Genomic DNA, 15,872 nt, shown 5'->3' on the forward strand with positions numbered 1-15,872 from the left:
GCCAGCTGATCCCTATCGCGGTCCGGCTGACGCTTCCCGGCTCCGATCAGGTCGTGATGCCTTGACGGATGTCCTGGACTGCCTGATGGATCGAGTCGAACAGCTCTTCGAGGTTGGATTCCTCGGTGCAGGAGAACGCGACGCGCAGGTCCGTCTCGCCGAGCGCGATCGTGCCGATCTCGTAGGCGTTGAGCAGGCGCTGGCGCACGGCCTCGGCGCTGACGTCCTCGAGCCGCAGGCACATGAAGTAGCCGGAGTTGAACGGATAGTAGCTCCAGGCGCCGTCGTAGCGGCCGCTGTCGAGCAGCTCCTTGACGCGGTTGGCGCGGCTTTTCATGATGGCGTACTTCTCGGCCTTCTGGGCTTCGAAGTCGGGATGCCGAAGCGCGTGCAGGATGAACGTCTGCGACGGATGCGGTCCGCTGGAGATGGTGGAGCGGATGATGCCGAGCGTCTTTTGCTCGAGGGCGGCCAGCACGTCCGCGGAGTCGGAAGCATAGGTGATGAAGCCGACGCGGAAGCCCCAGACGTACTCTTCCTTGGTCGCGCCGTCGATCTTGACCGGCAGGATGCGCTCATGCAGCCCTGCCAAGCGGCCGAACAGCGACTCGTGGACGGAGTCCTCGAAGAAGAGGCCGAAATAGGCGTCGTCGGTGACGGCGACGATGCGGATGCCCGCCTCTGCCGCGGCCAGAAGCGCGGCTGTGATCGCCTCGCTCTCCTCGCGGTCCGGCGTGTAGCCGGTCGGATTGTTCGGGAAGTTGAGGATGACGATCGCCTTGCCCTTGTCCCGCTGCGCGAGCAGCGCCTCGCGCAGGCCGTCGGCGTTGAAGCGGCCGCCCTCGGCATACAGCGGATATTCTACGATCTCGGCGCCGCGGCGGACGCCGAAGGTCAGCTCGTAGTTCTCCCAGTTCTTGTCCGGAATGACGACGGCGTCGCCGTCGTCCGCGAACAGGTCCGCGACGATGCTCAGCCCGTGCGTCAGCGCGTTCGTCGCGATCGGGCTGCCGAACGAGCGGCCCTGGAGCGAGGGATTCTCGACGAGCATCTTCTCGCGCCAGGCGGAGCGCAGCTCGGGCTTGCCTGCAGGAGGAGCATATTCGTAAAGATCCTTCGGCTCGTAGGCGGACAGCGTGTCCTGAATCAGCTTCAGATGCATCGGGACGCCGTTTTCCGTGGCGATGCCGATCGTAGCGTTGAACTTCCGGGCCTTGGTCTTGGCCTCGGCGGACTGGCTCAGGATGCCCTCCTTGGGGAAATACAGCTGCCGTCCAAGACCGGACAGCATGGCGTAGACATGGGCGTTGCCTTTTTCCAGCGCGGCGTTCAACTGCTGGGCAAGTGGATTCATGATTCCTCTTCCGTCCTTCCGGGGTCGATGTGTCCGGGCCGCGTCGGCGCAGTCCCGGCAGGCATTGGCGTTCGGGTGTCATTATACCATTATTTGACCTTGCCGGGGAGGGACAAAAACCATTCTTTCTGCTTCTTGCCGCAGGTCGCTCCGGTAAGGTATGATGACGAAAAACGTACCGTGAAACCCGGGAGGTCTACATGCTGCACGTACCGCCCTCATCGTTCGTCCTGCTTCCTTCCTTCGCCAAGATCGTCTGCGAGCCGAACTGGAAATGGCCTCGCCGGGACAAGCCGATGGCGAACTACGACCTGTTCTACGTGTGGAGCGGGGAAGGCGAGCTGCTGCTCAACAACGAGCCGTATCCGCTCGAAGCCGGCAGCTGCTTCCTGTTCCGCCCCGGCGACTACACGAGCGCCGTCCACAATCCCCAAAAGCCGCTCGTGCTGACGTACATCCACTTCGACGTCGAGGGCGATGCCGGCGAGGTGCCGGCGCGGCATCGCGTCCTGGGCGACACGGTCGAGTTCGAATACCTGCTCTCGCGCTACGTCCGGCTGTTCCTCGTCCAGCTGTTCGCCGCCGAGGAGGAGGCGAGGCTGCTGCTCAAGCAGCTCATGATCCATCTGCTTCGATACGACCGGCAGGCGCCGGTGGAGCGCAAGGCGAGCAACCAGCTGACGGAGGCGATCCAGGAGATCGCCAACTACATCCGCCAAAATCCCGGCATCTCTCATCGGGTCGAGGACTTGGCGGGCCGCGCCGGCCTTTCGCCGAGGTATTTCAGCATCAAGTTCAAGGAGATCATCGGCATCCCCGTCCAGACGTACATGATCCGCACCCGCATCGAGCGCGCGCAGCATCTGCTCATGCACGGCGGCATGAACGTGACCGAGGTGGCCGACGCGCTCGGCTACCGCGACATCTTCTTCTTCAGCCGCCAGTTCAAGCAGTACACGGGCAAAAGTCCGTCCGAGATCCGGTAGCCGCCGGATCTTTTTTTATAAAATCGTCCCCCCTTGGGAATATTTAGTGGAGTACACTTCAGGCTACCCAGGGGGAATCATGACGACTATGGATTTGATAATCAAGGCGGCCCGGGAGCTTGCTTTGACCCACGACACGGCGAGAGGGCGCTCGCCCGTCCGCCAGAGGAAGGCGCTCGGGCGGCAGCTCGCCTCGATGACCGGCTTCGCGGACCGTCTCCGCGCGAGCGGGGAGGACGGCTGCGTCCAGCCTGCGGCGGAATGGCTACTCGACCATGCCGAATTCATCCAGGAGCAGGGCTATCATGCCGAGCAGGAGCTCCGGCAAGGGGGACTGAGCCGGCTGCCCTGGATCCGGCGATCGGGCCATACGCGAGCCGAAGCCGTCTGCGACGGCTATCTGGACGCCGTCTCGGGCCAGTACGATCCCGCTTCTTTTCGGACTTATCTCGATGCCTATCAGGATGCATCCGTGCTGTCGATCGCCGAGACGTGGGCGCTGCCGCTCGCGCTGCGCTGCTGCCTGTTCCGCCGCCTCTCGGAGGTGTTCCGCGAGGTCGAGCAGCGGCATGACGCCTGCATGGCGGCCGAACGCATCCTGCGCGCCGCCCTCTCCGCCACAGGCCGGCCCGATCCGCTGACTGTGACCGAGGCGCTCGACCGGGCCGGGCGCGACATCGCGCTGTCCGGGGCCGTCGTCGCGCAGCTCGTATCCCGGCTGCGGGAGTGGGCGGACGATTCTGAGGAGGTGCGGCGCTGGCTACTGCTTCGGCTCGACAACGGCAGCGACAGCCTTGCCCGCCTGAACGCCTTCGAGACGCGCCTGCAAGCGAGCTACCAGATGCAGGCGGGCCGTCTCATCGGCAGCCTGCGTGCGGCCGAGCGCACGCCTTGGGAGCGGCTGCTCGAGGAGCTCAGCGTGACCGAGCGCGTGCTGCGCGGCGAGGCGAGCGGCATGTATCCGCGGCTCGACGCCGAGAGCCGCGCGACGCTGCGCGGCGCGGCCGCCCGGACGGCGGCGAGGCTCGGCCTGCCGGAGAAGCTCGTGGCCGAGCATGCCGTGCGGCTCGCGGGCGAGGCGCTGGCGCAGGCTCAGGAGCAGCCGGCGGGAGCGGGCCTCGAGCTTCAGGCGCTTGGCCGGCCGGCCGGCCGCGACGGCGCGGGTCCGGCGACGGCGGGCGGCGGCAGGCTGCCGGCGGACGACGCGCCGCATGAGCCGTCCGGCGCAGAGGCGCCGCCCGCTTCGGCGGCGCAGCTCGGGCGGCAGGAGGACCCGGCCGCCGGCCTGCCGCCGCGTGCGGCCTATTCCGCCTACTACTTGCTCGAGCCGGAAGGCCGGCATCGGCTGTGCAGCGAAATCTGCAGCTCCGTCCGCTCGCGGCGCTTGCCGGAGACGGGCCTGCTGCGCCGCCGCAGCGCGGTCTACCTGGCGCTTCTGGCCGGCTTGTTCGCCGTCTGCGCGGCGGTGCTGCTGCTGCTCGTCCGCGGAGCTTCGATGGAGGCTTGGACGGCATGGACATGGCTGGGAGCGGCGCTGCTGCTCCTGCTGCCCGCATCGGAATGGGCAGTCACCCTGCTGCACGGCACGATCGGCCGGACGATGCCGACCCGGCCGCTGCTGCGCTACGATTTTGCCGAGGGGGTGGCGGAAGGGGCGTCCACGCTCATCGTCATCCCGGTCATCTGGTCGACCCGCGAGGAGGTGCGCCAGCTTGCCCGCAGGCTGGAGCTGCACTATCTCGCCAATCGGGACGACCGGTTCCACTTCGCGCTGCTGGGCGACTTTCCCGATGCCGGCGAGGAGCATGCGGACGAGGATGCCGGTCTTGTCGAGCTCGCCGCCGGGGAGATCCGGCGGCTGAACCGCAAGTACGGCAGAGCCGGCGGCACGACGTTCCATCTGCTGCAGCGCCGGCGCGTGTGGAACGAGGCGGAGGGCGTCTGGATGGGCTGGGAGCGCAAGCGCGGCAAAGTCGTCGAGCTCGCCCGCCTGCTCGCGGGCGAAGACGGGACGACGTACGCTTATCGCGAGTCCGACGCGTCCGTCTATGGACGCATCGCCTACGTCATCACGCTCGACGCGGACACGCAGCTGCCGATCGGCAGCGCGCAGCGCATGGTCGGCACGATGCATCTGCCGTACAACGCGCCGCGCCTGAACGCGGCCGGAACCCGCGTCAAGGAAGGCTATGCCGTGCTGCAGCCACGCGTCGCGATCAGCAGCGACAGCGCTTCGTCCTCGCGGCTGGCCGCGCTCTGGGCGGGCACGCCGGGCATCGATCCGTACGCCTTCGCCGTGTCGGACCCGTACCAGGACGGCGTGGGCGAGGGCATCTTCACCGGCAAAGGCATCTTCCATGCCGGGCTGTTCCGCCGCCTGCTGAGCGACCGCATCCCCGACAATACCGTGCTCAGCCACGACCTGCTGGAGGGCGGCTTCCTGCGGGGAGGGCTGCTGTCCGACATCGAGCTCGTCGACAGCCATCCGGCGAGCCTGCGCGCCTGGCAGCTGCGCCTGCACCGCTGGGTGCGCGGCGACTGGCAGCTGCTCTGCTGGCTGAAGCGACAGGTGCGCGACTGCGCGGGCACGCCGCGCCCGGTCGACCTCGGCCCGATCACGCGCTGGCAGATCGTCGACAACCTGCGCCGCAGTCTCGCGCCGCCCGCGCTGTACCTGATCGCGCTGCTCGCTCCGCTGCTGTCGGCAGGCTCCCGCGCGGCGCTGCTCGCCGCAGCGCTGCTGACGGCGCTGCTGCCCGTGCTGCAGGCGCTCGCCGCTCCGGCGTACGTGCTGCGCCATCCGGGCCGGCTCGGAGCGGCGGTGCTCCAGTCCGCGCTGCTGCTCGTCCTGCTTCCGTACCAGACGGCGCTGATGGCCGATGCGATCGCGCGCACGCTCTACCGGACCGGCATCAGCCGCCGCCGGCTGCTCGAGTGGAAAAGCGCCGCCGACATCGAGCGCGCGTCCGACCGCCGGCTGCTGGCGTTCCGCGCGTCCGGCTCGCTGCTGGCGCTGCTCGTGCCGGCAGTTGCATGGCTGGCCGCCGCTCCGGCGGGCCTGCTCGCGCTGAGCGCGGCTCTGGCCGCCGCATGGCTCGCCGCGCCGCTTGCCGCGCTGCTGCTGAACGGCCGTCCGTCCGAGCAGCAGCCGAGGCTGCAGGCGGAGGACCGCCAGGAGCTGCGGGCGCTCGCGGCCTCGATCTGGAGCTATTACGCCGACTTCGCCGGCGAGGAGGACCACTGGCTGCCGCCGGACAACGTGCAGCTCGAGCCGGATCGGGGAGTCGCGCGGCGCACGTCGCCGACGAACATCGGGCTCATGCTTGCCTGCACGGTGACGGCACGCGATTTCGGCTTCATCTCCAGCGGCGAGATGGTCGAGCGCATGAGCCGCACGATGGATTCGCTGGAACGGATGGAGCGCTGGCACGGGCATTTGTTCAACTGGTACGATACGTCGACGCTGCAGCCGCTCCATCCGCGCTACGTCTCGACGGTCGATTCGGGCAACCTCGTCGCCTATCTGATCGCGGCCAAGGCCGGCGTCGAGGAGTACGCTTCCCGTGAAAGCGGACCGTGGACGGAGCAGGGGGCCCGTCTGGCGGAACGGCTCGACGCCTTTGCCGCGCAGACGGACTTCCGGCCGCTCTACAACAGCGAGGCGCAGCTGCTCGCGCTCGGCTACCATGCCGATCAGGATCGCCGGGACGATATCCTGTACGATCTGCTGGCCTCGGAGGCGCGCCAGGCGAGCTTCCTGGCGATCGCGCAGGGCCAGCTGCCCGCGTCGCACTGGTTCCGCCTCGGCCGCTCGCTCACGGTGGTCGGACGCCGGCCGGCGCTGCTCAGCTGGTCCGGCACGATGTTCGAGTATTTGATGCCGGCGCTGCTCATGCGCACGTACCGCGGCTCGCTGTGGGACAGCACGTACCGGGCGGTCGTGCAGCGGCAAAAGGACTATGCCCGGGCCAAGGACGTGCCGTACGGCATTTCCGAATCGGGCTACTACGCCTTCGACTATGACATGAACTATCAGTACCGCGCGTTCGGCGTGCCGGGCCTCGGCTTCCAGCGCGGCCTGGACAAGGAGCTCGTGCTCGCCCCGTACGCGGCGGTCATGGCGCTGCCTTGGGACCCCGTCGAAGGGATGGACAACCTGAAGCGCTTCGAACGCATGGGAGCCAGGGGCAAGTACGGCTTCTACGAGGCGGTCGACCTGCAGCCGTCGCGGCTGCCGGACGGCGACGGCTTCCGGGTCGTGCACAGCTTCATGGCGCATCATCAAGGCATGAGCCTGATGACGCTCGGCAACCTGCTGCTGGACGATTCGATGGTCGACCGGTTCCATGCCGATCCGCGCGTTCAGGCGGCGGAGCTGCTGCTGCAGGAGCGGCTGCCGGACAAGGCGACGGTCATCGCGCCGCAGGCGCTTCGCTCCGGAGCTTCCCGCACGGCCCCGGCCGAGGAGAGCCGAGGCGCGCGGACGTTCGAGCATCCGGTGACGGCCGTGCCGGAGGTCTGCGTGCTCTCCAACGGCTCGTTCACGTCCTTCGTGACGGCGGACGGCTCGGGCCAGCTGCGGAGCGACGGCTTGTCCTTCACGCGCTGGCGGGAGGACGCGCTGGAGCCGGCCTACGGTCCGGCCGTCTACATCCGCGACCTCAGCGGCGGCCTGTTCTGGTCGCCGAGCTTCTATCCGGTCGGCAGCGAAGGGAGCGGAGCGAGCGCGAGCTTCCGGCTCGACCGGGCGGAGTTCAAGCGGAGCGAGGGCGGGGTCAGCTGCGAGATGGCGATCGTCGTCGCTCCGGAGCATGCGGCTGAGATCCGGACGCTGACGCTGGAAAATGCAAGCCGCGAAACGCGTCTGCTCGAGGTGACCACGTACGTGGAGCTGGCGCTCGCGCCGCCCTCCGTCGACGACGCGCATCCGGCGTTCAGCAAGCTGTTCGTGCAGACGTCCCGGGACGACGCGAGCGGAGCGCTGCTCGCTTGGCGGCGTCCTCGCTCGCAGGAAGAAAAGCCGCTCTGGGCCGTGCATCTGCTGCATGCCGGACCGGAGGCGGTCGGACCGGGGGAATACGAGACGGACCGCGCCAAGTTCATCGGCCGCGGCCACTCGCTCGCCGATCCGCGATGCGCCGACGAGAAGCTGGGCGGATCGACCGGCGCGGTGCTTGACCCCGCGTTCGTCATGCGCCGCAAGCTGCGGCTGGAGCCGGGAGGACGGACCGTGCTGACCGCAGTGAGCGGACTCGCCTCCTCCCGCGGCGAAGCGCTGCAGCTCGTGCGGGAGCTGCTCGCTCCCGGCAAGCCGGAAGCCGCGTTCGAGCTTGCCTGGACGCTCAGCGCCATCGCGCTGCGGCAGCATCGGCTGGACGGGGCCGAAGCGGCGGCGATGCAGCAGCTGGCCGGGCGGATCCTGTACGCCCCGCCGCATGCCAAGGAGCGCGCCGAAGCGATCCGCCGCAATCGCCTCGGCCAGCCGGGCCTATGGCCGCTCGGCCTGTCCGGCGACTTGCCGATCGTGTTGCTGCGCATCGAGGACGTCGCGGACATGCCGTTCGCGACGAGGCTCGTGAACGGACACGGGTACTTGCGCCGGCTCGGCATCGCCTTCGACCTCGTGCTGTTGAACGAGAGCGGCGAAGGCTACCAGCAGGAGCTGCAGGACGCCTTGCAGCTGGCGGTGCAGGCGGCGGTCTCGTATCCGCCGTACACGGTGGGAGGAGGCTTGTTCCCGATCGCCTCGTCGCGTCTGGCGGAGGAGCAGCTGCTGCTGCTCGAGACGGCGGCGCGCGTCCGGCTGCGAGCGGACGGGCCGAGCCTCGGCGCTCAGCTGCGGGTCGTCCTTTCGGAAGCGGAACGAAAGAATGATTCGAATCGCGACCTTTTAATGGAAGGGACCGGACAGGCTTCATCCTCGGAGATCGAGCGGGACGTCGTCGGCCTGCCGCCTGACGCGTTCGCGCTGCAGCTCGTCGACTGGGACAAATCCGCGCTGGCGACCCGCAAGCGGACGGGCATCGCGGCGCAGCCGCTGGAGCCGGAGGAGGAGCTGCTGTTCTTCAACGGCTGGGGCGGGTTCCGTCCGGACGGCGGGAACTACGTCATCCGGCTCCGTCCGGGGCAGCCGCTGCCGGTGCCGTGGAGCAACGTCATCGCCAATCCGCGCTTCGGCACGCTCGTCACGGAGCGGGGAACCGGCTACAGCTGGTTCAGCAACAGCCGGGAGTTCAAGCTCACGCCGTGGTCCAACGATCCGGTCGTCGATCCGGCCGGAGAGCTCGTCTACGTGCGCGACGAAGACAGCGGAAAGTTCTGGACCGCCTCCCCGGCCCCGGGCGAGGAGCGCGAGTTCCGCATCGAGCATGGACGCGGCTATACCCGCCTGCTGACCCGCATGGAGGGGCTGACGCAGGAGGCGAGCGTCGCCGTGCATCCGCAGGACCCGGTCAAGGTGACGGAGCTGCGGCTGCGCAACGACTCGGATCGGCCGCGCCGGCTGTCGGCGACCGCCTATTGCGCCTGGGTGCTCGGCGTCAGCGCGGACGGCGTCCGGGCGGTGGCGACGGAGTGGGATGCGGAGGCGGAGGCGCTGCTCGCCCGCAACGCCTACCAGGAAACGTTCCGCGAGGCGGAGGCTTTCCTCATGGTGACGGCGGACGAGGCGCGGTCCGGCGCCATGCAAGCGAGCCATGCCTCGGACCGACGCGAGTTCATCGGCCGCGGACACGGCCCGTATTGCCCCGCCGGGATGGGCCAGCCGTCACTCGGGGGGCGGTCCGGCACGGCGGCGGACAGCTGCGGCGTCGTCCGGAGGGAGCTTGTGCTCGCTCCGGGCGAGGAGCGGCGGTTGTACGTCGTGCTCGGCGCGGGCGGGACGCGGGAAGAAGCGCTCGCCTTGGCGCGCAAGTATGCTTCGCCCGAAGCCTGCGCGTCCGTGCTGCCGGCTTCGGAGGCGCACTGGCAGGAGCTGCTCGGCGGCATCGAGGTGAAGACGCCGGACAAGGAGATGGACCTGCTGCTGAACGGCTGGCTGCTGTACCAGGCGCTGAGCTGCCGCGTCTGGGCGCGGACCGCCTTTTTCCAGGCCGGCGGCGCTTACGGCTTCCGCGACCAGCTGCAAGACTCGCTCTCCTTGCTCCACGCTCGGCCCGACCTGACCCGCCGGCAGCTGCTGCTCAACGCCTCGCATCAGTATCAGGAGGGCGACGTGCAGCACTGGTGGCATGAAGAGACGCATAAGGGCATCCGCACCAAGTACACCGACGACCTGCTCTGGCTCCCTTACGCGTCAGCCCGCTACGCGGTCTTCACCGACGACTGGGATGTCTTCGGCGAGAAGGCTCCCTACCTGACGAGCGCTCCGCTGACCGCGGAGGAGCATGAGCGCTACGAGGCGACCGTGCTGTCGGGCGAGGAGGGAACGCTGTACGAGCACTGCGTGCGGTCGATCGAGAAAGGGCTGACCGCGGGCCGCCACGGCATCCCGCTCATGGGCATCGGCGACTGGAACGACGGCATGAACTCGATCGGCGACGAGGGCAGGGGCGAGAGCGTCTGGCTCGGCTGGTTCCTGTGCGTCGTGCTGGAGAAGTTCGCGCCGGTCTGCCTGCGGATGGGCGACGAGGTTCGCGCGGCCCACTACCGCAAGGAGCGCGAGCGGATCATGGCGGCGATCAACGAGCATGCGTGGGACGGGGAATGGTATCGCCGGGCCTGCACCGACGAAGGCGTCTGGATCGGCACGAACGAAGCCCGGGAATGCCGGATCGACGCGATCGCGCAGTCCTGGTCGGTCATCTCGGGCGGCGCTCCGCCGGAGCGCGCCCGCAAGGCGATGGGCTCGTTCGACCGGGAGCTCGTCGACCGCGGCCTCATGCTGGCGCGGCTGCTGACGCCGGCCTTCGACAAGACCGAGCCGACGCCGGGCTACATCCAAGGCTATCCTCCCGGCCTGCGCGAGAACGGCGCCCAGTATACGCACGGCGTCATCTGGAGCATCGTCGCCTGGAGCGAGCTCGGGGAAGGCGGCAAGGCGGCGGAGCTGTTCCGCCTGCTGAACCCGGTCCACCATGCCAAGTCGACCGGCGACGTGCTCCGCTACGGCGGCGAGCCGTACGTCATGGCGGCGGATGTCTATACGACCGATACCTACGGCGGCAAGGCCGGCTGGACCTGGTACACCGGAGCTTCCGGATGGATGTACCAGGCCGGGCTGGAGTGGATCCTCGGCCTCAGCCGCGAAGGCGGCGAGCTGATCGTGCGCCCGCGCATTCCGGCGGAATGGCCTTCGTACGCGATCCGCTACCGCAACGGTTCTACGCAGCTGGAGATTCGCGTGCTCAACCCGCATCGGCTCCGCGCTTCGGAGGCGGTCGTCGTCCGCAGCGGAGGATCGCCTGGCGAGGCCGCCGGCGAGGGCGAGGCGGCGCGGATTCCGCTGCCGGAGGACGGCGGCGTTCACCGCGTCACCTTGGTGCTGGAGCGTCGCGTGACGGAATCTGACATGGCAACGGTGCATAAAAATTGAACATCGGTTCAAAGGCGATTGAACGGCCTTGCAACGCTTTGAAGCGTTGCAAGGCTGTTTTTTTCTTGAATTGATGCGATTTGATTGCTTTCTGAATGTGAAATCAGAGGTTTTCATCACTATTTATTCCTTGTATGAAAATGGATTTTTATTCACTTTCGACTTATTTCTTAGCAGTATGATATTTTTCTTTACATAACCTCAACCAATATTTTATGATTTCTATGATTTTCTATTTTCTGCTGTTGGTATAATGTCGAAGCAAGAAACAAAAAGGGAGGACTCATCACTTTATGAGATGGAAGCCGAATTGGAACAAACCGACCGCTTCCGTGCTGGCGGCATCCGTGCTGTCCGCGCAGGTTCTAGGCGGAGCCGTGCTGTTCACGGGAACGGCGGAGGCCGCTGCGGACGCGACGATCGACCTGCGCGTCCTGAGCACGACCGATGTCCATACGAACGTATACGGCTGGGACTATTTCAAGAACGCAGCCTCGATTACGGTCGGCATGGACCGGGCCGCGACGCTGATTCAAGAGAACCGCAACGGCAATACGCTCCTCGTCGACAACGGCGACCTCATCCAAGGCACTCCGCTCGGCACGTACATGGCCAAGAAGTCTGACCTGATGAGCAATGCCGAAGCGATGCATCCGATGATGGCCGTCATGAATTACCTCAAGTACGATGCAGCCACGTTCGGCAACCATGAGTTCAATTATGGCCTCGACTTCCTCGACCGCACTATCGCGGAAGGCGTCTACAAGAACCTGCCCGGCGCAGCCTTCCCTTATGTCAACGCCAACATCTACAAGGTTGACGGCGACACCGACAAATCCAACGATGAAAATGCGTTTAAACCTTATGTCATCCTTGAAAAGAAAGTCCTCGACTCCAACCAGAACGAGCAGACGATCAAGGTCGGCCTGATCGGCCTCGTCACGCCGCAGATCATGGAGTGGGACAAGGTCAATCTCGAAGGCAAGGTCTACACGGAGGACATCAGCACGACCGCCGCCAAATTCGCTCCGATCGTACGTGCGGAAGGCGCGGACGTCGTCATCGCCCTGGCGCATTCCGGCTTCGACGCGACGTCTCCGGAAGGCGTAGGCGAAGAGAACGCGATCAATGCCCTGACCAAGGTAGAGGGCATCGATGCGGTGACGTTCTCCCACTCCCATAAAGTCTTCCCTGCGGCGACAGAGGATGCCCTCGACGCAAGCTTCAAGGATCCTTCGACCAAGGCTCCATACAACACGGCGAGCGTCAAGGTCGACAATGTCAACGGCCGCATCAACGGCACGCCTGCCGTGCAAGCCGGCTACGGCGGCAACAATATCGGTCTGATCGACCTCAAGATCGTGCAAAGCGGCAGCGAGTGGACGGTGGACAAGTCCGCTTCCAAAGCCTCGACGAAGTCGATCTTCAAAACGGTCGACAAGGCGAACTCCTCGACGGTCGCTCCTGATCCTCAGGTACAGCAGCTCGCTGCAGCTGCCCACAACGCGACGATTAATTATACGAGCGAGAAGCTCGGCTCGACGAGCGCTCCGATGAACAGCTTCTTCGCGATGGTGCAGGACGATCCGACGGTGCAAGCCGTGACGGACGCTCAAAAGTGGTTCGTCCAGAAAGCCGTAAGCGACACGGTCTACAAGGATCTTCCGATCCTGAGCGTCGGCGCGCCGTTCAAGGCGGGACGCAACGGTCCGGAGGAGTATACGGACATCGCCGCCGGCGATCTCACGATCCGCAGCGCGAGCGACCTGTACCTGTACGACAATACGCTCAAGGCGATCAAGGTCAAGGGCTCCGTCGTCAAGGAATGGCTGGAGATGAGCGCCGGCGCGTTCAACACGATCAGCCCTCGCAAGACCACGGAACAGCCCATCCTCAACCCGGCGTTCCAAGTGTACAATTTTGACATCATCGACGGCGTCAACTATGAATACGACTTGACGAAACCTGCGAAATACGATCCGAACGGCAAGCTGATCAACGAGAATTCAAGCCGCGTCAGCGAGCTGACCTACAACGATCAGCCGCTTGATCTGAACCAGGACTTCATCGTCGTGACGAACAACTACCGCGCGAGCGGCGGCGGCAGCTTCCCGGGCGTCAAAGGCGCGCAGATGATCGTCGACTCCCAGGAAGAGAACCGTCAAGTATTGATGGATTACATCAAGGAGAACGGCACGATCAACCCGACGGCAGACCAGAACTGGTCGCTGAAGCCGATCGAAGGCAATATCAACGTGACGTTCACGTCGACGCCGAAAGCGGCGACCGTTCTCCCGGCGGGCATCACCTATACCGGCGCGAACAATGCAAAGGGCTTCGGCATCTTCAAGCTCGGCAAGCTGAAGAAGGAATTCGTGCCGGCCACTTCCGACGTGGAAGTCCACCTGCTCGGCATCAATGATTTCCATGGACAGCTGGACACCGTCTCTACGGTCAGCAGCAAGCCGGCAGGCACGGCAGCCATCCTGGCGACCTATCTGAAGGAAGCCCGCGCGAAATATGCGGCGGAAGGCAAGCCGACCATCCTGTTCCATAACGGCGACTCCGTCGGCGCATCCGCTCCGGTCTCGTCGCTGGAGCGCGACAAGCCGACATTGGAATGGCTGAACATGATGCAGTTCGACATCGGCTCCCTGGGCAACCATGAGTTCGACCAAGGCATCGACGCCCTGAAGGCGCAGCTGTACGGCGGCGCGGATCCGAAGAACAAAACCATCGTGCATGGCGGCGTCGACTTCGACTACGTCAATGCGAATGTAATCGAGGAAAGCACGAAAAAACCGCTGATCCAACCTTACGTCATCAAGGAAGTCGGCGGCGTGAAGATCGGCTTTATCGGCCTCGTCACGAAAGCCACTCCAAGCAAGGTATCTCCGGCTGGGACGGCAGGCGTAAGCTTCCTGAGCGCTGCCGATGAAGTCGCGGCTGTCAGCGGCTATGCGAAAGAACTGCAAGAAAAAGGCGTTCAAACCATCATCGTGCTGGCGCATGATCCGGCCAAGACATCCGGCGGCACGACGGTAGGCGAAGCGGTCGATCTGGCCAATGCTCTTCCGGCTGATTCTCCGATCGACGTCATCGTCGCGGGCGACGACCATGCTCTCGCCAACCAGGAAGTCAACGGCAAGCTGATCGTCCAAGCCTACTCCTACGGCTCGGCTTACGAAGACATCAAGCTCGTCATCGACGCTGCGACGGGTGACGTAAAAGAAAAGTCCGCCATCGTAACGTCGACCTTCCACGAAGGCAAGACGCCGGATGCGGATACGGTCGCTCTCGTCAACAAATATCTGGCGCTGCATCCGGAGCTGACCCAGCCGGTCGGCACGACGGACGGTTCGGTCGTCCGCACGGACGCCTACAACAACGAGGCGCCGCTCGGCAACCTGATCGCCGATGCGATGCGCTTCACGAACTTCGAGGACGGACAAGCTTCCGCCGACTTCGCCTTCATGAATCCGGGCGGCATCCGTGCCGATCTGCCGAAAGGCAACGTCACTTATGGCGATCTGGCCAAAGTCCAGCCGTTCGGCAACCAGCTGATGAAGCTGACGCTGACAGGCAAGCAAGTCAAGACGCTCCTGGAGCAGCAATGGGGAATGAAAGACGGCAAGCCGGATACGAAGACGCTGCAAATCTCCGGACTCAAGTACACCGCTCTGATGTACAAGCCGGTCGCAGAGCGCGTCACGAAGCTTACGCTGACGGACGGCACGCCGATCGAAGACGGCAAGACGTACACGGCAGTGGTGAACAACTTCATGGCCGCTGGCGGCGACAACTACAAGGTGCTGACCGAAGCGAGCAAGGTCGTGCCGGGTCCGATCGATCTGGATTCCTTCATCGACTATGTCGTCAAGACGTTCGGCGGCAAGCAAATCACCGCCAAGATCGAAGGACGCATCACGAACGTGAAAGAAGAAGGCACGGTGCCGACACCGACACCGACGACTCCGGTCGAAACGCCGACGCCATGGACTCCGTCGCCGACGCCTTCGGCAAGCCCGTCCGCTTCGCCAAGCGCGACGCCTGCGCCGAGCGCGACACCGGCTCCGACGGTTACGCCTGCGCCAAGCGCCGCTCCTGACTTCAGCGACATCGCCAAGTACGCTTGGGCTTCCGCTGCGATCCAGAAGCTGGCCGCTCTCGGCATCCTCAACGGCATGGGCGACGGCAAGTTCGCTCCGGCCGAAGAAGTGACGCGCGCTCAATTCATCGCGATGATCGCTCGCGCTCTGCAGCTGGACCTGACCGCCTCCTCGACTTCCTTCAAGGATGTCAAGGTGGATGCCTGGTTCAGCAGCTACGTCGCTGCCGCCGTCAAGGCCGGCCTCGTGCAAGGCAGCGGCAACGGCAAATTCGAGCCGAGCCGCGAAGTGACCCGCGAGGAGATGGCGATCATGATCGCCAACGCCATGAAGTACGCGGGCAAGGATCAAGCTGTCGACAAGAATGAGGCGCTGGCCGAGTTCAAGGACAAGGCGAAAATCGGCTCCTACGCTCAAAACGCTGTCGCTCAGCTGGTTCAATCCGGCGTGCTGAACGGCATGGGCGACGGAACGTTCGCGCCGAAAGGCTTGGCGACCCGCGCTCAAGCGGCGGTCATCCTCGACCGCATGCTCGGCCAAGTCTCCTAAGCGAGCATGATCCGCAAGCAGAAAAAGCTCCGTTTCCCCTTCGGGGGACGGAGCTTTTTCGCGTTTTCGGGGACTGGCTGCGAGGGGCAGGAGCGGAACAGCCGAAACGGATGCCGGGGCATCCGCAATTCATCAGCCGGGCACGGTCGCCTCCAACCATCTAACGAAACAGAGAAGCGCTATCGACTCCAAAAAGATAGGGTCAGAAATCTAACGAAACGGAGAGACGCTATCGGACTCAAATCCAGGCCGAAAGGCCGCTTTTTCACCCCATAGAGTTCCTGAGTTTCGTTAGAATTCTAATAACCGTTTATTTGGCTGAATAGCGCTTCTGAGTTTCG

Annotated in this window: 4 protein-coding genes; 3 read left to right on the forward strand and 1 reads right to left on the reverse strand. The window is 65.2% G+C overall.

The window, feature by feature from the left end; translation table 11 throughout:
- Positions 1-46 precede the first annotated feature (46 nt).
- Positions 47-1,354 carry an aminotransferase class I/II-fold pyridoxal phosphate-dependent enzyme gene (locus HGI30_RS07355; RefSeq protein ID WP_168907032.1) on the reverse strand — a complete coding sequence of 436 codons (1,308 nt, stop codon included), beginning with the start codon at positions 1,352-1,354 and terminating at the stop codon, positions 47-49.
- Between the two features lie 200 nt (positions 1,355-1,554).
- On the opposite strand from HGI30_RS07355, the gene HGI30_RS07360 reads away from it, so the two are divergent.
- The 3 genes from HGI30_RS07360 (at position 1,555) to HGI30_RS07370 (ending at position 15,531) form a co-directional block, all read left to right on the forward strand.
- Positions 1,555-2,340: a helix-turn-helix domain-containing protein gene (locus HGI30_RS07360; RefSeq protein WP_168907033.1), complete on the forward strand. Its 786-nt coding sequence runs from the start codon at positions 1,555-1,557 to the stop codon at positions 2,338-2,340.
- A gap of 79 nt (positions 2,341-2,419) precedes the next feature.
- Positions 2,420-10,873 (forward strand): glycoside hydrolase family 94 protein, encoded by an 8,454-nt coding sequence (locus HGI30_RS07365; protein WP_235680356.1) that lies wholly within the window; start codon positions 2,420-2,422, stop codon positions 10,871-10,873.
- Positions 10,874-11,166: 293 nt separating this feature from the next.
- Positions 11,167-15,531: a bifunctional 2',3'-cyclic-nucleotide 2'-phosphodiesterase/3'-nucleotidase gene (locus tag HGI30_RS07370; protein ID WP_168907034.1), complete on the forward strand. Its 4,365-nt coding sequence runs from the start codon at positions 11,167-11,169 to the stop codon at positions 15,529-15,531.
- Positions 15,532-15,872: the final 341 nt, after the last annotated feature.

The organism is Paenibacillus albicereus (genome assembly GCF_012676905.1).
Taxonomy (GTDB): Bacteria; Bacillota; Bacilli; order Paenibacillales; family Paenibacillaceae; genus Paenibacillus_O; species Paenibacillus_O albicereus.